Below are 23,605 nucleotides of genomic sequence, written 5' to 3' on the forward strand. Positions count from 1 at the left end.
TTCATTACCTACTTCCGATAGGGAGCAGACGCTCAGTTGCGTCCGCCTTCGTCTTCGGTTGCTTCTTCGTACTCTTCTGGTTCGTCCTCTTCATATTCCACAGGCTCGCCTGCGTCGTCGATCTCCTCCTCTTCGACGGGCTCTCCGTCGTCGACAGGTTCCTCTTCGGCTGGCTCATCGACGTATTCTTCTTCCGGCTCCTCGTCGACGGGTTCGTCGACGTATTCGCCTTCAGCATCTTCGTCCTCAACCGGCTCGGTTTCGTCTTCGGGCTCGCCGTCTTCACGAGGCTCTTCGTCCTCGTCAAAGGGCGCAGCGTCCTCGTACTCTTCCTCATCAGCCTCGTCGGCCTCAGCCTGAGCCTGCTCCTCTTCGAGAGCATCCTCATGTGACATGACAAGTTCGCTGTCGCGGATCTCACCGCGCCATCCTTCGACGCCGTCCTGATCGATCATGATCTCGTTCATCACGTGATGAACGAAGAACTTCAATTCGAGCCGGAATCGGCGCGGCACCGTGAACCAGAGGGCGCCGACTCCCTCGACGAAGCCCTGTTTATGGTATTCGCCGCTCGCAATGATGCGGGTGAGCCTGGGGGCCAGCTCGTGGAAGGAGACACTGCCGCTGATGTAGCCCTTCTCGCCGGTCGATTCCCAGACGATATGTGAGTCCGGGACCTGCTCGATGATCGTCGCCTCCCACGTGCGGTGGGACCAGACAGCCTGGCCTTTGACGCTGATCTTCACGTCATCCGTGCGTTCGACGTTCTCGACCTTCTTCATGAAGTCGGGCCAGTTCTCAAACATCGTGAACGCGTTGTAGGCGACAGACAACGGCACACCGACATCGGCCGTCTCGATGATGTTCGAGAACTTGAAGTCGCCTGAGCCACCGGAACCGCCGGAAGAACCTCCGCCGAAGACGCCTTTGATCTTGTCCTTGGCACCTGCGGTCGCTGCGGAGAGAGCCGCCTTGGCCGGCGACTTACCTTCCGCGATCTCTTGGGCACCGGCCTGGGCAGCCGCGCCCGTTGAATCCGACGATCCGTCAAACCGGTCAGACAACTGGTCGACCTTGTCGCCGGCGGACTTGATCGCCTTGCGGCCGAGGGTCTTGGCGTAATCTGCCGCCTGCTCTTTCAAGCCACTGAAAATGGAGTCATCACTCACCGGTGGCCTCCTTGATCTTGCGTGAGGCTGCAGGCTTCTTCGCAGCCGTCGAACGCTTCCGCGTCGGTGCCGACTTAGCTGTAGATGTCGACTTGGAAGATGCCGTCTTGCTGGCCGACCGGCGCTGGGTGCTCGAAGTCTTGGATGCTGCTCCGCTGGTCCTCTTGGTGGTCCCGCCTGTGCTCGACCTCTTCGATGTGGAGGTTCCGCTTGCCTTGCCTGCAGACCGGCTCGCTGTCGAGGCACGCTTCCGAGCTGGCTTCTCTGCAGGTGCTTCTTCCGCTACCGGCTCTTCCTCTACTTCTTCGGCCTCGTCAGCTGCTTCATCGTCGTCGACCTGTTCGTCTTCAGCGTCAGGTGTCTCAGCTTCGTCGAGGTCCTCAGGAGCATCGGTTTCCGTGCTTTCGCTGTCCGGATCCTCCTCATCAACCGAAGGGTCAAGGTCATCTGCGGCCTCGTCCAAGGTTGATTTCATCTTCTCGGTCTGGTCCTGGAGTCGACTGCTCAGCTCATCGATGCCCTTGGCTGCCAGAGCCTTAGCTGCACCTTTGCCTGAGTCGGCAAGACGTCCGGTGATCTTCTCTTGAAGCTCTTTGAGTTCGGGTGAGGCATCGGCGAATTCCTTCAAGCCTCCGAGGAGACTCTCACGGTTCTTCACCACGTTTGATCCAGCCACGGTGGAGGCGATCGTCAGTGCCATGCCTAACTTCTTCGTTCGGCCAAGCATGTAGCCCGCCAATATCAGGCCTGTGAGTTTCATCTTGTCGTTCACTGGGTTCCTCCGAATCTGCGCCTATGGCGCGTGTGGTTGATGGACCCTTGAGCGTGGCGATCTGGTATTGCTGTGAGCAGAGATCGCCAGCCGTGTCTCAATATGAATTGTCTTTCTGCTCCCGGACGATCGTCAGCTGGTGACGCGACTGGCCGTCGTCTGGGTCGTTCGCAAAATCCTCACTTCTTCCTCGGACTTCTGTTCTTCAGAAGCCGCAAGCAATCTGCTCTTGGAACCTCAATCTTCCGCGTGATTTCGAATCCGTCAAGAGGGACCCAGATTCTTTAAGGCGGCATTCAGCCCCACCGTGGCCAGAAAATAGATATTGCCTGTTCAAGTACCCCACGAGATAGGAACAAGCCGTCATGTGAGGACATGACTGCCAACTAGCCTGACACTCCGCGCCGGAGGTGCCCCACAGCATGCACCGGTCAAGGTATCGATTCGTCTGTGAACCTGATCAAGTCATCTGTAAGTCATGAATTTCGGGTGTGGCGTCGCCACAACGAGAATTCCCGCATTCGACGGCACCCGTGGACACCGTCGAATGCGGGAATTCAGCCAGCCGTGATCACCCGGCCATGGTCAGTCGGCCAAGGCCGTGGCCGCGTCATAGCGCAGTATCGCTGCTATCCCGTCCTCGACGTCAGCGCTGATGAGGCCGACATCGGCGGATGAGAGAACTGCGTCGGCCAGGATCGCTCCTTCACCTTCAGAACCGGCATCGTAGTCAAGGAGCACTGTTGCCACAGCTCCGCGCTGAACGGCTTGAGAGACCTTTTCCCGTCCTTCCACCGCAAGGTCGTGGGCCTTGCTGTAGGACAGGTTCTCCGTGTCTTCGGTCTGCTTCGCCTGGACGCGATCGGACGCCAGCGATTTCAGGGCATCGTAGAGTGCTTCTTCCCCAGCGTCGTCATCCGTGCCTCCCTGATCGGTTTCCTCGAGGAGTTCGGTAACTTGGGCCGAAAGCTCAGCTTTGACAGCAGTGCGGCCCTGGACCTCGCCAGCCACCACAACGAGGGCTGGTTCACGAGCGCGAACAATCTCATCGACGTGGTCAGCGACTGCCCGAGCGTTGTCTTTGACGATTTCATCGGCGCGACGCCGAATCTGGTTGTGCGACAGCGCGCCCTGACGTGGTGCGTGAATGTCCTCGTCGTTGTCACCGCTGATGCGTGACTCATCCTGCTGCTTCGCCTCATGTTGAGGGGACACCCTCAGCTCACGGATGGTCGCGCCCTCCTGATTGGCGATGACGAGGACCATATCGACCAGACGGCATCCCTCACGGACATAGGCACCCAGCTCGGGGACCTCTCCGTAATGTGCAGAGTCACCGGTGCCCAATGCAGCATCCCAGTGCTCGTCGAGAACAACCCCTTCTGCATTCGCCACGACGATTCGCCCATCGGTCTGCACTTCAGTAATGTCTTCGACGATCAAGGTGTCGTCGAGGTGCTGAAGGATCTCGTCTGCCGCGCCGGCGTCCGTGAGGTTGGCACGAAGCTCGTCCCAACGCAGCCGCACCTGCTTCTCGGCATCGGCACCGGGAGAACGTCCTTCCAGATAGACGGTGGCGAAGGGACTCTGGTTGTCATACACAGTGCGTAGATTCTCGAGGTTCATCATCAGCTCCGTTCGTACTCGGTCCCACATATGTGGGACCTGTCCCCAGGCTTGCACCTCTCACGGATGCTTGTAAACAGCCTGCCCCGATGGAAAACAGAAGATCCAAAGTGAGAATCCTGCGGTGTTCCCCTGCTCAGGTGAGGGCTGCGGTGTCGATGAGATGTTCGGCAATCGCCAGCGCCGAGGTGGCTCCCGGAGAGGGCGCATTCCTGACGAACATCGTGGCTCCCGCACGATCGATGACGAAGTCATCGACCAGGCTGCCGTCCCGGTTCATCGCCTGAGCGCGAATTCCCCTAGTGGCCCGGTGGCCGTCGGCTCCGGAGAGGGCGGGGACGTAGCGGGCGGCCTCGGCGACGAACTTCTCGATCGAGAGGACGCCGCCGATCTCACGTGCGGCCGTTGCCATGTTGCCGGCGGCGAACTTCCAGAATCCCGGATCCGTTGCCACCGCCAGGGAGTCCGGGACGTTGAGGCCGAGACCCCTGTATCCCTCCCGGGAGAAGGAGAGGAAGGCGTTGGGTCCGATCATCAGTCCGCCGTCGATGCGGCGGGTCACGTGGACGCCTAGAAACGGGTACTTCGGGTCTGGGACCGGGTAGATGAGGCCGTTGACGACATCATTGAAGCGCGGCTCGAGGATGAAGTACTGACCGAAGAACGGCACGACGCTGGGGCTCTTGTCTTCGCCTGAGCGTGCTGCGAGTCGGTCCGCCTGCAGGCCGGCGCAGGCGATGACCTGGTCATATTCCTGCGAGTCGATGCCCGAGTGGACCATCGCGGTGGTGCCGGCGCTCCCACTGCGCTGCTCAATCCTCTTCACTTCCGTAGAGAAGCAAACCCGACCGCCGCTACGACGAAAATCGGCGACGAGTGCTTCCGTCAGCCCGCGATAGTCGATGATTCCGGTATGCGGTGAGTGCAGTGCGGCCACGCCCTCAGCATTCGGCTCGACCTCGAGAAGTCCGTCGCGGTCCAGCAGTTCTACGTCAGGGACACCGTTGGCTCTGGCGCGAGCATGGATTCCGTTCAGCCGCTCGACTTCAACATCGTTCGTCGCGACGACGACCTTTCCGCACCCTTCGAATGCAACGTCGTGTCCGCGCGCGAAATCCAGCAGAAGCGAGACGCCTCGACGACAGAGCAGCGCCTTGAGACTTCCAGGCTCATAGTAGAGACCGGCATGGACGACGCCCGAATTGTGCCCCGTCTGATGCGCTGCGGGATGGTCTTCCTTTTCGTACAAGGTGACGTCTGCACCGTCGTGTTTCTGGACCAGACCGCGAGCCACAGCCGCGCCGATGATGCCAGCGCCGATCACAGCAAAACGCTTCTTCACGCCCACACTTCAACCCCTTCGTCTGCTGCTTCGGTTGTGATGACCCTATTGCGGCACTGTGCACCGCGCAAACAGGCCACAGACAGACTTCTCCCAGCCCAGCAGCCGGGGTTCAGGTCTCGAAATGACCGCACTTTCTGCCGATGGTCGCGATACGGTCTCATATCCAACAAACTTGTCATGATTTAAATTACTAGCAAGTCACTTCAGTAGTTACCACAGAATGACAATGCAGCATGACCTTGCCGACTTCTCTCGAGCCACCTCTCGCGAGGAGGCGGCGTCCAGGCGGTATCAATCAAATACGCTATGACCTGGCAAGACGTTCATACGTCCTGACCAGAGCGCCAAGGCCACCTCCAGCAGATGCACCAGAAACTACAGGACTGCAGAACCCTCTGAAGCTGAACTTCATTGGGAATTCACTAACTCAAGCGAGAACGCCCACTTAGGTTTATAACGAGATTGTAACTTTGTTCGTGATTTCGTGATTACTTTTTGGTTACTACGTATTGTTGTGAGGGATCTGCCAGGAGACTGCCTGTTTCCGTCCAGCGGATGTTCAAGTTTCGAACGATGTGGAGAACCATGAAGATGCTCCGAAACCGGCATACGACCGGTCGTAAAATTGCTGTCGGCGGCGTTGCCGCCGCCACAGCGCTAGGGCTCACCCTGCTGACAACGTCACCAGGTAACGCCGAAGAACAGAATCCTGCTGAAGATGCCGAGGCATTTGGTCAGCTGATCGACGCTGACCTGCTCAACGCACAGGCAATCGAGGCTCTCTCTGCGTACAGCAGCTCACCTTCGAGCACTGACGCAGACAGCACCCCTCTGAACCTCGAAGTGCTGCAGACCCTGGGACTCGAACTTCCAGGTATCGGCATCCCTCTCATCAGCGAAGAAGGTGGAGACGGGCTCCTCGATCTCGGCAACGCCGGAGCACTCAACGCTTACGGTCATGCCCCGGCATACAACGAGGCCAAGGCCAGTGCCGGTGCCGTCGGTTCCGATGGTGCTCTCAACCTGGACGACATCAACAACGGAGACTTCGGCAACGCCAACGTCGATCTGACCTCGGTACTTGGCCAGCTCGGTCTGGACGGAATCACCGACCAGATCGTCGACGAACTCAGCCTTGAGCTCGGGGCCATCGCCTCGACAGCTGACAACGACGGAACCACCGACACTTCCGAATATGTTGTCGCTGACGGCATTCTGACTGTCTCCAGCCCTGCAGTTGGAGACATTTCCGGCGCCCTTACTGAACTCGTAGACGGAACCGGCGAAACTCTTCAAGATGTTATCGGCGACGAAGGTCTAGTCAATGCCCTGGCCGGAATCGGTGTCAATGTCAACGTGGGTCTCGCCGCTGTCAACATCGGCGGCGCGGACACGACCGTGTCCGTCGAGGTTCGCGATGCTCTCAACAGCGTCGTCGAGAACGTCATCAACGAAAAGCTCGAAGACGAATCGGGCATCGTCTCGATCGACCTCGCCACAGGCGACATCAAGATCGACCTCGCCAAGGTCGTCAAAGGTGAAGAGGGAACGGACCTCAATGGTCTCGACCCGAATACACAGGTGCTGACCTCTGACACCATCTCAAAGATCACAACAGCGGTGGCTGACGCCCTCGGTACATTGACCGGCAAAGTCACGGAGACTCTGACCGACGCGCTCAACGATGTTCATTTGAAGATCGAGCTGCCAGCGAACATCTCCCTACTTGGCGGCAGCGCGGCTAGCGGCTCGGTGATTGTGGATGCCACTCTTGGTCAGCTGGCCGGGACAGATGACACCGACCCAGTTATCACGACAGAACTCGATCTGCTGGGGATTCCGGTCGGAACACTTCTCAATGCAATTACCGACCCACTGATCACTGCTCTACTCGACATCACAGAACCCCTCATCGGCGGAATCCTCACGGCCACAGTCGAAGAGCTCTCCGCTGGCGTCACCGATATCGTCGATCCTCTGCTTGACACCCTCGACCCCGTCTTCGGAGCGCTCAACCAGGTTGTCGATCTGACGATCAACGAGCAGCCGACGCTGAAGGATCCTGCTCAGGAGAGCCAGGTCAAGGGCAACAACGGTCCCGGCTTCACTGTCAGCGCAGTGAGCCTTGAACTGCTCCCGGCTGCTGAAGCCATCGACATCAACCTTGCTTCTTCATCTGTCCGTGCGACTGATGAAGCACCAGAGGTCCCTGGCGACGAAGATGCGAACACGAACGCTGCAGCTTCGGCAGCAGCCTCGGCAGACGCTGATGACGATTCCAACGCCTCGGCTGAGGTAGCAGCTCAGGCTGCTGCCCAGGCCGATGCAACCACCGACGAGACTGCAGCAGCCGATGCCAGCGCAGAAGCAGCAGCCGAGTCGGCAGCGACCGAAGACGCATCCTCGGAAACCACCGCAGATGCGACCACCGAGACAAACGCCTCGGCGACCGTAGCAGCAGAGGCAGCGTCGAACGCTGACAACACGGACGCAGCCAACGCAGACACAAATGCGGCGGCAGACGCTGACCCGGCAGCAGCCGCCAGCGTTGCTTCGAATGCGGACTCGTCTTCGGAAGCGTCGGCTGCGGCCGCAGCCGACGCAGATGACTCGGCAGTGGCCGACGCCTCCAACGAATCGGACGTCAACGCCAATGCTTCGGCCTCGGCCGCAGCCTCGGCCGACGCTGACAACAACGACAATGCCATCGCAGAGGCAGCCGCACAGGCCGCCGCTACCGCAGACGCTGACACCACTGCTTCTGCAGCCGCGGATATCGACGCTTCGGCAGCAGCCGAATCCGCAGCGACTGAAGATTCCTCTTCGGAAGCCTCAGCAGACGCAACGTCTGATCCGAATGCTTCAGCACAGGCCGCAGCAACCGCGGCTGCTAATGCTGATGACTCAGAGACGGCAAACGCTGACACCACTGCAGCAGCCGACGCCGACCCTGCAGCTGCAGCCTCGGCGGCATCGAACGCCGACTCTTCGGCAGCGGCATCCGCAGAAGCAGCGTCAAGCGCTGACGCGGATGGTGCTGAAGCTGAAACCTCGGCCTCATCAGACGCAGACCCAGAGGCATCTGCCTCAGCTGACGCTGATCCTGAAGGTGCAGAAACCGCTGCAGCAGACGGAGCCGAAGCAGAAGCTACAGCTTCCGCGGACGCCGACGGTGCAGAAGCCAGCGCCTCGTCGGATGACGACGCGGATAAGGCATCTGCATCCGCTGATTCCGATCAGGCAGCCTCGGCTAGCGCCGGAGCATCCTCGGATTCCGAGTCCTCGGCCAGCTCTTCGAGCCAGTCGAACGCTTCTGCTAGCTCAGCCGGTGCCAGCACCAACGCCTCAGGCAGCAGCGACGGCGGAGACCTGCCACGGACAGGCGCCGACGGCGTCCTGACCATGGCTGGCATCGCAGCCCTGCTGATTGCAGGCGGTGCAGCGGCGATCTACGGAACCCGCCGCTACCGCGCCTCGGCAGGTCAGCACTGATACACATAACACTCAGCCACTGAGCTGAGCGCCTAAGCGGCGGGGTCGGAGTGAAAGCTCCGGCCCCGTCGTTTTTGTGACCTGCAACATAAATAGTCGTTACTCATAAGTAATTACCGACACGCCGCTCATGACAATTTCGTCATATTACGCTCTGTGACTCGACCCACAGAAGTCGGACTTTAGTTCGACCAAAAGTATTGCCATTTCACACACTGAGACACAAGGGGCCCTGGCTGCGCGGGCGCGCCGAACGCGATCCCCGACATCTCAAGGAACCACCTCGGCTACACCAAAAAGTGTTCATCCGACACCTCTGAGCATCGTTCATTGATCATTCACTTGTACCCCACCCACCTGCGAGCACACAGGTCCCGTTACAGTTCCGTTACTTTTCACATTACTTTCGCATTATTTGCCAATGACCTTGTAGGGTGAAATCCGTTCGGCCGAAAAGCACCATGTCCCTTGTACGCAAACACCGTCGGTCGATCCTCACAAATGGAAGTGGAGAAGTATGAAGAAGCTCCGTAACGGGCAGCCGCCCGTGCGAAAGATCGCCGTCGGTAGCGCAGCCGCAGTCACCGCCCTGGGGCTGACTGTCATGGTCACCTCACCCAGCGCTGCAGCCATCGAGCAGGACCCAAACGAAGACGCTGAGGCGCTCGGCCAGCTGGTCCAGTCGGATCTCCTCGACGATCAGCTCGTCGATGCTGCTGGTGCATACAGCAGCTTCCCCAGCAATCCTGAGGAAGCCAAGACCCCTCTCAATGCAGAAGCACTGAGCGCCATCGACCTGGATCTGGGTGACGGTATCTCACTGCCAGTCATCAGCCAGCCGGGCGGCGAAGGCCTCCTGAAGCTCGGCGAAGCCGGAGCGCTCAACTCCTACGGCTACGCTCCTTCGGCAGACAGCGCCAAGGCCAGTGCCGGTGCAGTCGGCAAGGATGGCGCCCTCAACGTGGACGACATCAACAACGGTGAGTACGGAAACGCTGAAGTCGACCTCACCCAGCTTCTGGGACAGGCCGGCATCGACGGAGTCACCGACAACATCGTCGACGAGCTCTCGCTCTCCCTCGGCGCGGTTGCTTCGACTGCAGAGGCAAACGGCTCCGAGGACCCCTCCTCTGAATACACCGTCGCCGACGGTGTCCTGACCCTCTCAAGCCCAGCAGTCGGCGGACTCTCCGACTCCCTCAACGAGGTTGTCGACGGAGCCGGCGGAACACTCGAAGACGCCATCGCCAAGGAAGGCCTCGCCGACAAACTGGGCAAGGCCGGCATCGACGTCAAGACAGGCCTTGCCGACGTCAGCCTCGGCGGCGAAGACACCACCGTCAACGTCGAAACCAAGGACGCACTCAACGGCGTCGTCGAAAACGTCGTCAACGAGAAGCTCCAGGACGAGGCGGGAATCGTCTCGATCGACCTCAAGAACGGCGACGTCAAGATTGACCTCGCCAAAGTGGTCAAGGGTGAAAACGGTGAGGACCTCAATGGCCTCGATCCCAACACGCAGGTGTTGACCTCCGAGACCATTGGTAAGATCACCGACGCAGTTGCTGATGCCCTGGGTGCACTCTCAGGCAAGTTCAACGACACCGTCAAGGACGCGCTCAACGATGTCCGCGTCGAGGTCTCCCTGCCGGCCAAGGCCACAGCGGTGGGTATCCCCGCAGCTGATGGCAAGGTCGATATCGATGCGACCCTCGGACAGCTCGCCGGAACCGGCGAAGGCGACCCGAAGATCACAACAGACCTCAAGCTCGCCGGAATCGACATCGGCACACTGCTGAACTCGATCACCGGGCCGCTGCTTGAACAGCTCCTGGCTGTCACCGAACCGGTCATCGGCGGAGTCCTCGACTCCACAGCCGACTCGGTCTCCGGCGGACTCACCGACATCGTCGATCCGATCCTCTCCGGTCTCGATCCCGTCTTCGAGGGCCTCAACCAGATCGTCGACCTGACGATCAACGAGCAGCCCACGAAGCGTGACCCTGCCGAAGACAGCAACGTCAAGGGTGCTGACGAAGACGGCTTCACCGTCAACGCCGTCAGCCTCGAGCTGCTGCCAGGCGGCGTCCCCGCAGCGGGCGGCGCACAGGCCGCTCCTCAGGCAGCCGACGCACTTGCTGACATCAACCTGGCCTCGTCCTCGGTCCGTGCGACCGCAGCCGACGAAGCACCAGGCGATGACGCAAACGCTGATGACACCGCTTCCGCTGATGCCGATGATTCGGCCTCCGCAGATGCAGACGACTCCGCAGCAGCAACAGCTGATGCAGACGATTCTGCAGCAGCAACCGCTGACGCAGACGACTCGGCTTCCGCTACCGCAGATGCTGATGACTCGGCAGCCGCCAACGAAGAGGCCAACACAACGGCTGACGCTGATGACTCGGCTGCTTCCGACGCTGACGTGAACGCATCGGCAAACGCGGACGACTCCGCAGCTGCTACCGATGACGCCAACGCCTCCGCTGACAACAACGACGAGGCAAACGCCTCGGCGAACTCAGCTGATGACGCGAACGCCAGCGACGATGCCAACGCATCGGCTGCCGCTGACGGTGGCGACCTGCCCCGCACCGGTGCCAACGGCACCTTGGCTCTGGGTGGGCTCGCTGCCCTCCTCGTCGCCGGCGGTGGAATCGCGATCTACCTGACGCGCCGCCACCGTGCAGGCCTCTGAGACTGAGTCTCATGGCCGTGTGAACGGTTGATACCACGCGAAAGGCGGGGTCGGAGTGAAAACTCCGGCCCCGCCTTTCGTCTGCCTGAAATCGTTCGTCAGACTGAAAGCGTCAGCACCACGAACGCACGTGCTAGAGTCCGCGTCCGGCCTCCCACGGCTCTTCCGAGGAACCGGTGATCAAAGCGTTGACGGACATGGCCTGCGCATCGGTGAATGAGGCGATGTAGTCCACGACCGCTCTGGCCCTCCCCAACCTGACGATGGCGCTGGCGCCTTCCTCGCCGAGGCTGGACGGATCCCTGTCATAGAGATCCTGGTATTCCTGTGTGGCCGCCTCAACCGAATCGAGGAGGCGCCGAGGAATCGTGGTCGCCTCGTCGGGATCGCGTAGCCATTCGTGGAAACCCTCCACCAGGGAGGCGATGATCCGGGTCTGCCCTCGCTGATACACCGCAAGATCTGAACGTTCGAGTACGAACCTCGAGTGGACGAACTTCAGCACCACCACGTCATGCCAGGCGGTGTCGGACAGACGCACATGCCCGCTGCGGACATGTGGCCGCGCATCGACGACGATGGAGGCCTTGAGCCGATCGATCCACCGCCTGGTGAACGCGGTGACAGCCCGGTCGGCCTCCAGTCCTCCGTCATAGGGCACGGCCAGCAGACCCTCGACAAGATCCCGGTTGACCCGCTGCACCGACTGGCGGAACGCATCCTCATCGGCGATCCACGGGTCCTTCTCCTGAATGTGGCGCCACATCGACTCGAGCGCATGGCCGGGCCTGCGACGATCCAACTCCGTGTCATGCAGCTGCGCCAGCTCACGGCAGTCGCTGAGCCACCGGCCCAGCTCGGCAGAGACGCTGGTGTACTGCAGGATGTTCGACCGGTAGAAATCGTCGAGGTCATGCACCGCATAGGCGATGTCATCGGCGACATCCATCACCGCACACTCCAGCGTCTGCTGGTACCGGCCCATCCGCGGGAACACCGACAGTGCATCGTGCATCTCGGCCGTCTCGGTCGCGTAGGCAGAGAACTTCATCGCCCCCTGCGACACCTCATCACCGACTCCCCTGGGCATCTCGGCCGAGCTCAGTCGCTGATGCTGCGTCCAATCGCTGCGCGCCCACGGGTACTTCAGCACTGCGGCCTTGACCGCCCGAGTGAGGTTGAGCCCACGCGCCGTGGCATCACAGCTGTCAAGAGCTGTGAGAATGCGGAAGGTCTGCGCATTGCCTTCGAAGCCGTCAGGCAGGCGCAGCACCGATCGTGAGACACGGTCAAGCTCCTTCTCGCCGAGGTGGCCGAACGGAGGGTGCCCCATATCGTGGGCTGCGGCGGCAGCCTGAACCACCACCGGATCGCACCCGCCGAGTTCAGCGAGCAATGATCGGGTGCGCTCATCGGAGTTGTTCAAGGTAATGGCGATCGACCGGGCCACGGCAGAGACCTTGAGCGAATGCGTCAGCCTGTTGTGAATGACTGTGCCAGAACCGGCCTGCGGGATCACCTGGGTCACGGCGGCCAGACGTGAGAAGAAGGGGGAGAATCGGATCCGTTCGATATCGACACGGAACTCGTCCTCGCCAGGTTGGCCCGCCTCGGCGACGTCACGCTCGCGTCCACCGTCTTTGTGAAGTTTCAGTCTCTCCGTCATGATGACCCCAGCCTACAGAATCGCTGACCCGACGTTCCGTGCCCTTCCGCTTCTCGTCTTCCTCCCCCTCGGCCTCATCGTCATGATCCACAGGATCTGATGGAGCGGCCTGTATTCGGCCCAGCCGCTCTCAGCCGGTGCGTGTGAAGGAGTTGCGCCCGGTGATCGCCAGCCACATTCCGGCGGCGATCATGGCCACGCTGGTGACCGCCATGATCACGTCGCCGACGTTGGTGAGTCCGTCGCCGCGCAGCACCGTGCCGACTGCGATGAGACCAGCGATGCCGAACACGGCGACTGCAATGCCGACGATCCTCAAAGTCGACGGAGTTCGTCCGCGCGCAAGCATGAACAGGTAGCCGCCCAATAGGCCCAGAGACGCCACGCCGGCGACGGCTTTGACCATGGTTGTGCCGGGTTCATCGTCGAGAGTGACAAGACAGAATACTCCGATGCCGCCGAGGAGAAGGATCGGCAGGGCGAACATCATGATCACCGTTTCGACACCCGAAACGAATGTGAACAGCGGGTCGTTGATTGGGACCGCTGAAGCCGATACCTGGGTCTCAGCGTTGTTCCTGTGGCCCACGATATGTTGCTTCTGCTGATGTTTGAGGCGGCGGTCGTGACGGACGTGGACGACGATCGTGAAGATCGGCCATGCGATGAGAACGAAGAAGCCGACAAATCCCACGCCCAGGGCGAAGCCGGGCAGAGCCGCTGACAACAATCCGCTGACGAAGATGAAACATGCGCCTGGGAAGAACATGCTCACCAGGTGGCCCGTGAACGTCAACCTGAGCTCCACGATTCTCTCGTCCCTACGGCCCTCTGCTGAGCGGCCCGGCACAATCGTAACCGCCGGCCACCTCGGCGGGGCACTCTGGCCACCTCGGCGAAAGCACCGGGAAATGCCTTGAGACTTACGTCACAGTGGCGTAGCGTCATAGGCACGACAGGAGGTGAGTTCAGTGACTGGAGTCAACGAAGATTTCTATCAGCCTGGGACCCATCCCGGCGACATCATCGACGTCTGGGATGAGGAAGCCAGCGAGATGGTCAAGCACATGATCATCCTCGACGAGTTCGGAAACGGCACGAAGACGCGTCCCCTCTACGACGACGAAAAAGAGGAAGCCGCGGAGTAGCCGCCCTTCACCACCACGCGCGCACGGTCTCGGTGGGACCGTCTACTTCCGTGAACCCTGCGTCGACGACCCTCACGGGCCGATCGCTCTTCGCCCATTCCGCCTTCGTGGGTGTGACCACGCGCAGACTGAATTCTGCTTCGCGCCACTGATCGCGAACCTCGGCGGGCATCTGCTCGTAGGCCAACTGTGCACCGTGGCCGCACTGCGCCGCAGCCTTCCCCGTCGTCAGCGTCACCAATGGTGAGAGTTCGATCGTCACGACGGCCATGTCCGCGGTCACTGAGGTGCCTCCCTCATCGGGGAACTCGGTGCCGCCGACCTGCAGCTTCTTCAACTCCTTCGGCAGCGGCTCGACCGGACCCGGAGGGAAGACAAACGCCTCGGCGGGACCGAAGTCATCCGTGCCGCCGAACGTCACCTCAACGCAGCCCAAGGCTCGTGCATCGTCGAGCTTCTGCCCGTCTCCGCGGCGAACGACCTTGCGGATGGCCCCGTCACGCCAGTACTCGACCGCTTCGTGCCAGTCACCTTCCGACTGTGACCGCGGGTCGTCGAGGAAGGCGACGACGGCGCGTGCAGTGGCTTCGACGACGTCGATGTGGCGGGCGATGTTCGTCTTCGACCGCCGGACCACGATCGGCAGTGACCACGGAACCTCGTGGTCGGACTCGTGTCTTCGCATGTGCTCGGTCATGATACCAATCCTAGTCGCCGGCAAGACGGCAATCCGGTGAGCCACCGTCGGCGAGTAGCCTTGAGCTGCGAGATGCTGTCGACGAAAGGCACTGACCATTTCCCCTAAGACCCCTGCCGTCGATCTCACCGCGGCTCTGCTGGCCACAATCCCGACGGACATCGTCGACGCCATGTCTGACCAGATGAAGGACGTGCTCGCAGTCCAAGCCACACGTGCCGAAGCCTGCCGCCAAGTCGGGAAGGATGCCGTGCGTGCGATCACAAACCCGTCGGAAACACCTGCCCGCTTCATCGAATCCCGCGCGGAGTACCGTGCGGAGCGTTCCACCTGGAACGAGGGTGGTCCGACGATGGCCCGCACCGTCGATGACACAATCTCCGCGGCCGGAGTCGACGTACCCGTTCGGATCCACTATCCCCGCGCCGAGGCGGTTGTGCCGGGAATCGTGTTCCTCCACGGTGGCGGGTTCACCGTTGGTGACCTCGACACCCACGATCGGATCATGCGCGTCCTCGCCGAGTCCAGCGGCGCAGCTGTGGTCGGCGTCGACTATTCACTCTCCCCCGAAGTGAAGTTCCCGCAGGCGCTGCATGAGAGCGCCGGCGTCATCGATCACCTCGTCGGCAACGGCAGGTACTTCGGGGTGGACGGCACTCGCCTCGCGATCGCCGGGGACTCGGCAGGTGCCATGCTCACGATTGGTTCTGCGCTGCTGCTGCGCGATGCTCCTGAGGACATCGGGGCATCGCCTGAGAGCTTCTCCTCCATGAAGGCGCTGATGTCGTTCTATGGGGGTCACGGACTCAGCGATTCTGCCAGCCGTCGGAACTTCGGCGGCAGCTGGGACGGTATGGGCACCGACGACCTCGGCAGCATCATGTCCGAGTACTTCGCCTCAGCCAAGGACACCGAGTCGCCCTTCTACAACCACCTCGGCGCCGATCTTGCCGGGCTGCCACCGGTCTTCGTCACCGCAGCTGGACTCGATCCGCTGCGAGATGACAGTCGCGCCCTGGCAATGCGACTGCGACGGGCCGGAAATGACGTGGTCTACGAGGAGTACCCGCAGGTGCTGCACTCATTCCTGCATTTCGGTCGCATCCTCGACGACACCACAGACGTGCTCAACAAGGCTGCATCCTTCGCCGCCGACCGGCTGCAGCTACGGCGCTGACGGCAGCTGCGATGCTTGCTCTCGGCGCACCGGGCGTGGGGTATCCGGGAGTATGAGATGGCTGACATTGAGCAACCCTGTCAAAGCGACACCTCTGAGGCATGTATGCTGGTAATACCTGTGAACCCGTCCTCGGGTTCCCTGCGTCGACAGTACGCCTCGTCTCTGCGGCCGTGAATCAATATCCGGCGCGTGTTTCCGAAGCCGATTCCTCTCGGCGATCGAGAGCGCCAAACGGCGTTCCCACACCTTGTCCGGAACCGGCTCCCATCACCATTTGGTGGCATCGGTGAGTCCTCCGGCATGTCGAAGGGCTATCCCATCACTCCCCCACATGACTCCAGCAACAACGCCGTCTCTTCCTCCACCAGGCAGCGACGACCAGCCACACCGAAGGCCGCAAACCCCGAGTCGGCGAATGCCGTCGCGGACAAGACAGATGCCGCTCCCGTCACTTTCACTGAGCTCGGCGTTCCTTCTATCCTGACCGATCGTCTTCGCGCGGAAGGCAAAACCGAGGCCTTCCCCATCCAGAAGGACACACTTCCGGACACTCTCGCCGGCCGCGATGTGCTGGGCAGAGGCAAGACCGGCTCCGGCAAAACACTCGCCTTCGCCATTCCCATGGTGACGCGCCTGTCGGAGTCCGGAGCTGCCGGCCGGAAGAAGGGCCGCCTTCCACGCGGCCTCATCCTGGCACCCACGCGTGAGCTCGCAACCCAGATCACGAACGTGGTCGATCCCCTGGCCCAGGCCTACGGTATGTCGACGACAACCATCTTCGGCGGCGTCAAGCAGAGGCGCCAGGAAATCGCCCTCAGTGCAGGCGTCGACATCGTCGTGGCCTGCCCGGGACGGCTCGAGGACCTGCTCCAGCAGGGCCTGATCTCCCTGGACGACATCGAGGTCACTGTCCTCGACGAGGCCGACCACATGGCCGATCTGGGCTTCCTGCCCGGTGTCACCCGCATCCTCGCCAAGACCCCGGAGCACGGCCAGCGGATGTTCTTCTCTGCGACTTTGGACAACGGCGTGGACAAACTGGTGCGCCGGTTCCTCCACAACGAGATCCGCCACTCCGTCGACGATCCCAATTCGCACGTCTCCGCCATGACGCACCACGTCTTCGAGGTCGCCGATGAGGACAAGAACGATCTGATCCAGCGGCTCGCATCCGGCACCGGCCGCCGGATCCTCTTCACCCGCACCAAGCACCGGGCGAAGCGATTCACCCGGCAGCTGACCGCGCAGGGCATTCCCGCCGTGGATCTCCACGGCAACCTGTCCCAGGGGGCACGAGATCGCAACCTGGCAGCGTTCAGCGAGGGGAACGTGCGCGTGCTCGTCGCCACAGACGTCGCCGCCCGAGGCGTCCACGTCGACTCCGTCGAACTCGTCGTCCACGTGGATCCGCCGACCGAGCACAAGGCTTACCTGCACCGCTCAGGTCGCACAGCACGTGCCGGCAGCTCCGGCGAAGTTGTGACGATCATGCTGCCAGGTGAGCGCAAGGACACGATGGTGCTGCTGCGCAAGGCAGCCATCAAAGTGACTCCGCAGAAGGTCACAGCGGAATCCCCTGTGGTGACCGACCTGGTGGGCGAAACCGCTGACTATGTCGATCCGCAGATCGCAATCCAGGCCGCGGCAGAGAAGCAGAAGGCTGAGCAGTCGCAGGGCGGACAGCGCTCATCCGGGCGTCGCCGTGGAGGCCGCGGCGGAAACAGCCGACGCAGTGGTGAGAACAGCCGCGGCGGAGACAACAGTCGCAGCGGTGAGAGCGGTCGCGGTGGCCAATCAGGCGGCCGCAACTCCAGAAACGCTTCTGGCGGTCGCACCGCCAGGAACAACTCGCAGGGCAGCCGCTCGGGTGGAAATGCCCAGGAGGGACGGCCCGCGGCGAACGGCCGTGGCAGTCGTTCAGGTGCGGGTGCTTCAGGCAACCGTCGCAGCGAAGGCACCCGCAGCAGCACTCGTGGGAACACCGGCAACCGACGCGGATCCGATAACCGAGGCACGAGTGCCGAGACTCGGGGCCGCCACCGCAGCCAGGGCAGCTCGGGCGGTTCACGCACGGTCTACTCAAGCAACAGCTGAGCCTACTTACACACAGCTGAACAACTCACCTCGGGCAGAGCACATCTCTTGTGCTCTGCCCGAGGTGTCAGCACCTCGGCACATCCGCGATCAGCGGGTGGGTGTACTCATGCTTCGGGATCTCCCCCACCAACACGGCCACGTGTGAACCAGGAGGCGATGCCTGGCCGGAGCAGTGGCTTCTTTCGAGTGTCTACGGCGCTCCTGTTGCAGCTTTTCCTCCAATGCGGTTCGCCAACATGATCGGAATGATCGAGACGATGACGAGGAAGGTCGCAATGACGTTGACGATCGGAGCCTGGCCTGGCCGGAACATGTTGTCGAAGATCCATATCGGCAGGGTCTGCACGCCGGTACCGGCAGTGAACTGCGTGACGATGATTTCATCGAATGACAACCCGAACGCCAGCAGACCACCGGCGAGCAGAGCACTTCTCAACTGAGGGAAGGTCACCAGGCGGAACGTGGTGAAGGAATCGGCCCCGAGGTCCATCGCCGCGTCACGAAGATTCCCGGAGAGTCGGCGCATTCGAGCGAACACATTGTTGTAGATGGTCACAATGCAGAACGTGGCGTGTGCCGTGATCACGGTGAGCAGACCAAGCTTCCACCCCAGCATTGTCGTGAACGCATTATTCAAAGCGATACCGGTGATGATCCCGGGCAGAGCGATCGGCAAGACGATCAGCAGATTCACGCTCTCTTTGCCGAAGAAATCGAACCTGTCGAGAGCCAGGGAAGCCAGGGTGCCCAGGATGAGCGCGATCACCGTCGCACATGCTGCCACTAGAAGGCTCGTTCCCAAAGCCGACAGTGCACCTCGGTCGCTGAATGCCCTGATCCACCATTCGAAGGTGAATGACTTCGGTGGCCAACCCAGCGATTGGCTGGAGTTGAAGGAGTTGATGACGACGATGAGCAGAGGAACATAGACAAAGGCCAGGACCGCACAGACGATGATGCTGAGAACGGCTTTGACCGGCAGGGGAATTCTCATGGAGTGTCCTAAAGATTCTTCAGTGCGCCGGTACGGCGAACAGCGGTCAGATAGATCAGGATGACCGCAATCGGAATGAACGCCGTGGCCGCGGCCAAAGGCATATTGCCACCGGTTCCGACGTTGGAGTAGATCAAGGTTCCCAGAAGCTGCTGCGATCCGCCGACGATCTGCACGGCAATGTAGTCCCCCAGAGTCAGCGAGAACGAGAAGATCGACCCGGCGATGACCGATGGCCACACCAAGGGGATGATCACCGCAGTGAATGTCTTCCACCCCTTTGCCCCCAGGTCACCGGCTGCTTCGATGAGGCTGTTCGGGATCCGTTCGAACCCGGTGTACACCGGCATCACGACATAGGGCAGCCAAATATAGGACATGGTGATGATGGTGGCCGCGATTCCCAGTCCGGGCGAGGCTCCGATCGAGTCGAGCAGACCGTGAGGCGAGACGATTGTGCGCCAGGCATAGGCCTTGACCAGGTACGCGGCCCACAGCGGCATGAGGAACGCGACAACCAGCGCGCCTCGCAGCCGTGGGCCGGCAACCTTCGACATGAAGTACCCGACGGGCAGGGCGATGAGCACGTCGATGACCGTCACCGAGACTGCGATGAGGAGGGTACGCACCGTCACCGCCCTGTACAGGGCCTCGGTGAACACCGCTTGGAAGTTGCTCAATGTCCAGTCCTGGACGACTTGACCAGTGAAGCTGTCGGTCGACCAGAACGCTGTGACGAGGAGCAGGAGCAGCGCAATGATGTAGATGAGAATGAGCCAGGCCAGTGGGGCCGCGAGAAGCACGGTCAGCGACAATCGCTTGTGCGAGCCGAAGAAGCTCGATAGGCGTCGCCCCGCGGTTCTCGGCGGAGGTTGAATTCGGCTGTCTGTATTACTGGACTGGCTCATTCCTGATCATCCTTTGATCTGCTGCCACGCTTTGGTCCACGCGGCGTAGTCTGTGCATTTGACGTCGGTTCGCCCGTCAAGGCACTCACTGATTGGTGTCGTCCAATACCAGATACCCTCGGCGTACTTTTCGTCTCCGGCATGGTAGGTATCGCAGAAGTTCGGATCTTCGGCTTCTTTGCAAGCACCTGGGTTGTTCGGAGCTTCGCCGAAGTACTCAGTTGCCGCTGCCGAACCCTTGGCGCTGGACATGTAGTCGAGCCACTTGTACGAACAGGTGGTGTGCTCGGAATCCGCCGAGACCATCCAGGTGTCGCTCCAGCCGGTGGTCCCCTCATCGGGGATGACGGAACCGAACTTCTTCGGGTCGAGCTCGTTCATCGTCACCTGCCATCCTGTGCCAGCGACAACCGAGCCGTTTTCGAAGCCCTGCAGAGACTTCAGATAATCCGACCAGTACTCCGCCACATTCGGACTCTGCTTCTTCAGCAGTTCGACGGCCGCATCCAGTTGCTTCTCATCAAGCGAGTACGGGTTCTTGATCCCCAGCTCCGGATTGTGATCCATCAGGTAGACCGCGGCATCAGCGATGTAGATCGGCGAATCATAGGCTGTCACTTTGCCCTTATGCTCGTCGGACTTGTCGAAGACGACGTCCCACGAGGTCGGGGCCTTCTTGAACTCCTTCTTGTTGTACATCAGAAGGTTCGCCCCATATCCGTGCGGGACTCCGTAGCTCTTGCCGTCAAGTGAGTTCCAGTCACGGTTCTTCAGGAAGTCGTAGACATCTTTGTAGTTGGGGACGAGATCATTGTTGATCGGCTGCACGTCGTCCGCGGCGATGAGTCGCAGAGAAAGGTCCCCGGAGGCCGCGACAACATCGATCCCACCCTGCTTCATGAGGTTGAACGCTTCATCACTCGTACCGTAGGTCTGGGATTTCACATTGCAGCCGGTCTCCTTTTCGAAAGGAGTCACCCAATCCGCATCGGGATCGTTCGACCCGTCCTCCACATACCCCGGCCATGCCAGGAGCGAGACCTCGCCCTCGGCCTTGCCGAGTTCCTTCAGCTCCGTGGCCCCGGAAGCAGATTTCTCACCTGAGGATGTTCCGCAACCGCTCATCCCGAACGTCAATGCCAGCGCCGCAATGAGGGCCGCGCCTCCTTTGGCGCGCTTTGTCAGTGTCATCTTCACTGTTCTCCTTAATCAAGTGCGACGTGTGCCGCTGATTGTTCGTCCGCCCGGAGTCTCCGAACGTCAGATTCATTGAAATCGAGGCTCACCTGCTCGCCGAGGCTGCGGCTGGGAGAGTCGGCAGGTTCGAGGACAGACACTTCGATGTCGTCGACATCGATGATCGTCCGATGGTTCGCGCCGATGAACATCCGATTGCGAACAGTTCCAGTCAGCCGCCCAGCATGCTCATCTCCTGCCGATGAGACGCGTAGATTCTCCGGTCGGATCGTGTACATTCCGTTCAGTCCCAGCAACCGCTGAGAGTGCTCTTCGTCGAAGAGGTTGGATGTTCCGACGAATGATGCGACGAATTCCGTCGCTGGTGCACGGTAGAGGTTCTCCGGTGTATCAACCTGCTGGATCTTCCCGTCACTGAAGACCGCGATTCGGTCTGAGAGGGTCAGTGCCTCTTCCTGATCATGGGTGACGAAGACGAAGGTGATGCCGAGGTTGCGCTGCAGATCCTTGAGCTCGACCTGCATCTGTTCGCGCAGCTTCTTGTCCAGGGCACCCAAGGGTTCATCCAGCAGGAGAACCTTCGGATCCACGACAATGGCACGGGCGAGGGCAACACGCTGCCGCTGTCCGCCGGAGAGCTCACTTGGCCTGCGACGTTCAAACGCGCCCAATCTCATCCGGTCGAGTGCCTCTCGCGCCAGTTGGCGGCGGCGAGATTTGGACACCTTGCGGATGCGCAGGCCGAATTCGACGTTCTCGATCACGTTGAGATGTGGAAAGAGCGCATAGTCCTGGAACACGGTGTTGACGTCGCGGTCGTAGGACGCGAGGCGTTGGACTGGCTTGCCGGAGAGCTCGATCGTGCCAGCTGTCGGTTCATCGAAGCCAGCGATCAACCGCAGCACCGTGGTCTTACCGGAGCCGGATGGCCCGAGCATCGAGAAGAACTCTCCTTCAGTGATATCCAGATCGACTCCATCGACTGCGGCGACATCACCAAACCGCCGCTCAACACCCCGGAGGGAGATCGCGGTTGCCGCGGTTTCTGTCATGGTGCGCTCCTCAAACCAGGTGATTGTGTCGTAAATCATACAAACACATGAAACCATATGTTTCAAGGTTTTATCAGCTTCCACTCGGATACTGGACATATGGAAGATAGCCGTACACATTCTTCGGTCACTGCGGCCATCTATGCCCCGATCGGAGAGAAAGCGCTGGTTTCCAGGATCCGGCAGCGTCTCGAAGATGCCATTGCGACGGGAGTTCTCGCCCCAGGCGACCGACTCCCCGGGGAGTCGGCTCTGGCATCGCGGTTCCGAGTCTCGCTCGTCACCGTCAGGGAGGCCCTACAGCATCTGAGGGCCACCGATCTCATCTATACCAAGCAGGGACGCGGCGGTGGCAGCTTCGTCGCAGTCGATTCCAGCCACGCACATGCCTTACTGGAACGACGAATCGCTGCGCTCTCCCGTGCAGAGATCACCGATCTGGCAACCTACTACCGAACTATCGTCGATGGTGTGCTGCGGACGATCTCCGCCATGGGTCTCGAACAGAATCTGGGCGCCGTGCGCGAGACCTTTCTTCGTTCAGACCCCACCGACGGCGCTGAAGCTCGGTCAGTACAAGGTGGTTTGGATCTTCGGCTGGCAGGTGAGTCCCAATCAGTTCGTCTGGTTCACGAACAGATCCGAATCCAGAATGATTTCGGGGCGCTTCTGTGGATCGGGTTGGACGATCCAGACCTGCGAAATTCCATCCGCATACTCAATGGGACAATGCTCAATGAGATGATCTCAGGTGACACGGACGCTGCGATCCAGGCCCGTGAGGAAGCTGTTACCATCTCACTCAGATGGCTGTTGTCCAGACGCAATGACGCACAAAGGCACGAACGTGAGAACAATCAGCAAAACGCCTGAAATGACAAGGCTGGTGGATGTTATCACCGCTTGGCAGGCTCAAATTCCAGAGACGATCGAGAGGGTATCGAGTGTCGCAATTGAATCGCTCTCGACCGCTCCTCGAACACTGGAGGCTCGACTGGAGGAGGTCGTCTTCGACGCGCTCAACTCCACGAGCAAATTCGCCGGCGCAGGAATAGTCAGCGTCCACCCTGCTGTGCTTGACCAGTCTCGGTCGCTGCTGTGGTGGGTCACTCAACGCGAGAACGGTCGTGTGGAGCCCTTGCCTCTTGACGCCGATCTCACCGAGCTCGGCACCTATCAGGCCGGCTTGGAGGACATCGAATGGTACCGAGTACCGGCAACGACGAGACGCCCGCACATGACCGGCCCCTTCGTTGACTACATGTGCACGGACCAGTTCGCATTCACCTTCACCGTCCCGCTGGAGATATCCGGCGACTTCTATGGGGTCGCGGGAATCGATATGACGGTCCGCAGCCTCGAGGAAGAAATCGAATCACTCCTCGAAGATGTCAGCGATGAGGCGATCTTGTTGTCCAACAACGACTTGGTCGCCATCAGCCTCGACCCCCGGTTTGCCACCGGCAGCAGGCTGAAGCCCGCTCAACTCGAATCGTATGTGCTCACACCCGTGCCAGGAACTTTCCTCTCCATCGCGGCCCCTCGCTGAGCCTACTTACACACG

Annotated in this window: 18 protein-coding genes; 7 read left to right on the forward strand and 11 right to left on the reverse strand. The window is 60.8% G+C overall.

The window, feature by feature from the left end; genetic code table 11:
* Window positions 1-32: 32 nt before the first annotated feature.
* The 4 genes from JTF07_RS03705 to lhgD all read right to left on the reverse strand — a co-directional run bounded on the left by JTF07_RS03705 (window position 33) and on the right by lhgD (window position 4,909).
* A complete protein-coding gene (locus JTF07_RS03705) occupies window positions 33-1,169 on the reverse strand; it encodes an SRPBCC family protein (RefSeq protein ID WP_204232944.1) in 1,137 nt (378 codons plus the stop codon).
* The gene (locus JTF07_RS03710; RefSeq protein WP_204232945.1) at window positions 1,162-1,941 is read right to left on the reverse strand and encodes a hypothetical protein; all 780 of its coding nucleotides are present in this window, start codon (window positions 1,939-1,941) and stop codon (window positions 1,162-1,164) included. Before JTF07_RS03710 ends, JTF07_RS03705 begins: the two co-directional genes overlap by 8 nt.
* A 585-nt stretch (window positions 1,942-2,526) precedes the next feature.
* Entirely contained in the window at window positions 2,527-3,567 is a 1,041-nt protein-coding gene (locus JTF07_RS03715; RefSeq protein WP_204232946.1) for a baeRF2 domain-containing protein, read from the reverse strand.
* Window positions 3,568-3,703: 136 nt separating this feature from the next.
* Window positions 3,704-4,909, reverse strand: coding sequence for an L-2-hydroxyglutarate dehydrogenase (gene lhgD / locus JTF07_RS03720; RefSeq protein ID WP_353843861.1), 1,206 nt, complete (start codon window positions 4,907-4,909; stop codon window positions 3,704-3,706).
* 588 nt (window positions 4,910-5,497) lie between these two features.
* Between lhgD and JTF07_RS03725 the strand changes: the two genes are divergently transcribed.
* Both JTF07_RS03725 and JTF07_RS03730 read left to right on the forward strand, forming a co-directional pair.
* Window positions 5,498-8,404 carry a choice-of-anchor G family protein gene (locus tag JTF07_RS03725; RefSeq protein WP_204232948.1) on the forward strand — a complete coding sequence of 969 codons (2,907 nt, stop codon included), beginning with the start codon at window positions 5,498-5,500 and terminating at the stop codon, window positions 8,402-8,404.
* A 517-nt stretch (window positions 8,405-8,921) separates the two neighbouring features.
* On the forward strand, window positions 8,922-11,102 hold the full coding sequence (locus JTF07_RS03730) for a choice-of-anchor G family protein (protein WP_204232949.1): 2,181 nt from the start codon (window positions 8,922-8,924) through the stop codon (window positions 11,100-11,102).
* A 133-nt stretch (window positions 11,103-11,235) separates the two neighbouring features.
* Here the strand turns inward: JTF07_RS03730 and JTF07_RS03735 are convergent, their stop codons facing one another.
* Both JTF07_RS03735 and JTF07_RS03740 read right to left on the reverse strand, forming a co-directional pair.
* Entirely contained in the window at window positions 11,236-12,768 is a 1,533-nt protein-coding gene (locus JTF07_RS03735; protein WP_204232950.1) for a deoxyguanosinetriphosphate triphosphohydrolase family protein, read from the reverse strand.
* A 130-nt stretch (window positions 12,769-12,898) separates the two neighbouring features.
* The gene (locus JTF07_RS03740; protein WP_204232951.1) at window positions 12,899-13,564 is read right to left on the reverse strand and encodes a hypothetical protein; all 666 of its coding nucleotides are present in this window, start codon (window positions 13,562-13,564) and stop codon (window positions 12,899-12,901) included.
* A 166-nt stretch (window positions 13,565-13,730) separates the two neighbouring features.
* Here JTF07_RS03740 and JTF07_RS03745 point away from each other — a divergent pair, with 166 nt between their 5' ends.
* The gene (locus JTF07_RS03745; RefSeq protein WP_204233640.1) at window positions 13,731-13,916 is read left to right on the forward strand and encodes a hypothetical protein; all 186 of its coding nucleotides are present in this window, start codon (window positions 13,731-13,733) and stop codon (window positions 13,914-13,916) included.
* Between the two features lie 7 nt (window positions 13,917-13,923).
* Here JTF07_RS03745 and JTF07_RS03750 read toward each other — a convergent pair whose 3' ends face one another.
* Window positions 13,924-14,613 (reverse strand): aminoacyl-tRNA hydrolase, encoded by a 690-nt coding sequence (locus JTF07_RS03750; protein WP_204232952.1) that lies wholly within the window; start codon window positions 14,611-14,613, stop codon window positions 13,924-13,926.
* 172 nt (window positions 14,614-14,785) lie between these two features.
* On the opposite strand from JTF07_RS03750, the gene JTF07_RS03755 reads away from it, so the two are divergent.
* Both JTF07_RS03755 and JTF07_RS03760 read left to right on the forward strand, forming a co-directional pair.
* The gene (locus JTF07_RS03755; RefSeq protein ID WP_204232953.1) at window positions 14,786-15,790 is read left to right on the forward strand and encodes an alpha/beta hydrolase fold domain-containing protein; all 1,005 of its coding nucleotides are present in this window, start codon (window positions 14,786-14,788) and stop codon (window positions 15,788-15,790) included.
* A 303-nt stretch (window positions 15,791-16,093) separates the two neighbouring features.
* A complete protein-coding gene (locus JTF07_RS03760; protein WP_204232954.1) occupies window positions 16,094-17,887 on the forward strand; it encodes a DEAD/DEAH box helicase in 1,794 nt (597 codons plus the stop codon).
* Between the two features lie 193 nt (window positions 17,888-18,080).
* On the opposite strand, the gene JTF07_RS03765 is transcribed toward JTF07_RS03760, so the two are convergent.
* From JTF07_RS03765 to JTF07_RS03780, 4 genes are read right to left on the reverse strand one after another with little or no spacing between them, the layout of a single operon-like run.
* Window positions 18,081-18,884 (reverse strand): ABC transporter permease, encoded by an 804-nt coding sequence (locus JTF07_RS03765; RefSeq protein WP_204232955.1) that lies wholly within the window; start codon window positions 18,882-18,884, stop codon window positions 18,081-18,083.
* Window positions 18,885-18,892: 8 nt separating this feature from the next.
* The gene (locus JTF07_RS03770; RefSeq protein WP_204232956.1) at window positions 18,893-19,792 is read right to left on the reverse strand and encodes an ABC transporter permease; all 900 of its coding nucleotides are present in this window, start codon (window positions 19,790-19,792) and stop codon (window positions 18,893-18,895) included.
* A gap of 6 nt (window positions 19,793-19,798) precedes the next feature.
* On the reverse strand, window positions 19,799-20,983 hold the full coding sequence (locus JTF07_RS03775; RefSeq protein WP_204232957.1) for an ABC transporter substrate-binding protein: 1,185 nt from the start codon (window positions 20,981-20,983) through the stop codon (window positions 19,799-19,801).
* A gap of 14 nt (window positions 20,984-20,997) precedes the next feature.
* Window positions 20,998-22,041, reverse strand: coding sequence for an ABC transporter ATP-binding protein (locus tag JTF07_RS03780; protein ID WP_252199253.1), 1,044 nt, complete (start codon window positions 22,039-22,041; stop codon window positions 20,998-21,000).
* A 99-nt stretch (window positions 22,042-22,140) separates the two neighbouring features.
* On the opposite strand from JTF07_RS03780, the gene JTF07_RS03785 reads away from it, so the two are divergent.
* Both JTF07_RS03785 and JTF07_RS03790 read left to right on the forward strand, forming a co-directional pair.
* Window positions 22,141-22,914, forward strand: a complete 774-nt coding sequence (locus JTF07_RS03785) for a winged helix-turn-helix domain-containing protein (RefSeq protein ID WP_204232959.1) — start codon at window positions 22,141-22,143, stop codon at window positions 22,912-22,914.
* Window positions 22,915-22,927: 13 nt separating this feature from the next.
* The gene (locus JTF07_RS03790; RefSeq protein ID WP_204232960.1) at window positions 22,928-23,590 is read left to right on the forward strand and encodes a cache domain-containing protein; all 663 of its coding nucleotides are present in this window, start codon (window positions 22,928-22,930) and stop codon (window positions 23,588-23,590) included.
* The last annotated feature ends 15 nt before the right edge of the window (window positions 23,591-23,605 follow it).

This window comes from Brevibacterium sp. RIT 803, from assembly GCF_016892625.1.
Classification (GTDB): Bacteria; Actinomycetota; Actinomycetes; order Actinomycetales; family Brevibacteriaceae; genus Brevibacterium.

Excerpts from the sequence above, each read along its gene's own strand:
- JTF07_RS03715 (WP_204232946.1), bottom strand. The coding sequence starts at position 3,567 with ATGAACCTCGAGAATCTACGCACTGTGTATGACAACCAGAGTCCCTTC.
- JTF07_RS03775 (WP_204232957.1), bottom strand. The coding sequence starts at position 20,983 with ATGACACTGACAAAGCGCGCCAAAGGAGGCGCGGCCCTCATTGCGGCG.
- JTF07_RS03780 (WP_252199253.1), bottom strand. The coding sequence starts at position 22,041 with ATGACAGAAACCGCGGCAACCGCGATCTCCCTCCGGGGTGTTGAGCGG.
- JTF07_RS03770 (WP_204232956.1), bottom strand. The coding sequence starts at position 19,792 with ATGAGCCAGTCCAGTAATACAGACAGCCGAATTCAACCTCCGCCGAGA.
- JTF07_RS03750 (WP_204232952.1), bottom strand. The coding sequence starts at position 14,613 with ATGACCGAGCACATGCGAAGACACGAGTCCGACCACGAGGTTCCGTGG.
- JTF07_RS03755 (WP_204232953.1), top strand. The coding sequence starts at position 14,786 with ATGTCTGACCAGATGAAGGACGTGCTCGCAGTCCAAGCCACACGTGCC.
- JTF07_RS03725 (WP_204232948.1), top strand. The coding sequence starts at position 5,498 with ATGAAGATGCTCCGAAACCGGCATACGACCGGTCGTAAAATTGCTGTC.
- JTF07_RS03730 (WP_204232949.1), top strand. The coding sequence starts at position 8,922 with ATGAAGAAGCTCCGTAACGGGCAGCCGCCCGTGCGAAAGATCGCCGTC.
- JTF07_RS03765 (WP_204232955.1), bottom strand. The coding sequence starts at position 18,884 with ATGAGAATTCCCCTGCCGGTCAAAGCCGTTCTCAGCATCATCGTCTGT.
- JTF07_RS03735 (WP_204232950.1), bottom strand. The coding sequence starts at position 12,768 with ATGACGGAGAGACTGAAACTTCACAAAGACGGTGGACGCGAGCGTGAC.
- JTF07_RS03760 (WP_204232954.1), top strand. The coding sequence starts at position 16,094 with ATGTCGAAGGGCTATCCCATCACTCCCCCACATGACTCCAGCAACAAC.
- JTF07_RS03785 (WP_204232959.1), top strand. The coding sequence starts at position 22,141 with ATGGAAGATAGCCGTACACATTCTTCGGTCACTGCGGCCATCTATGCC.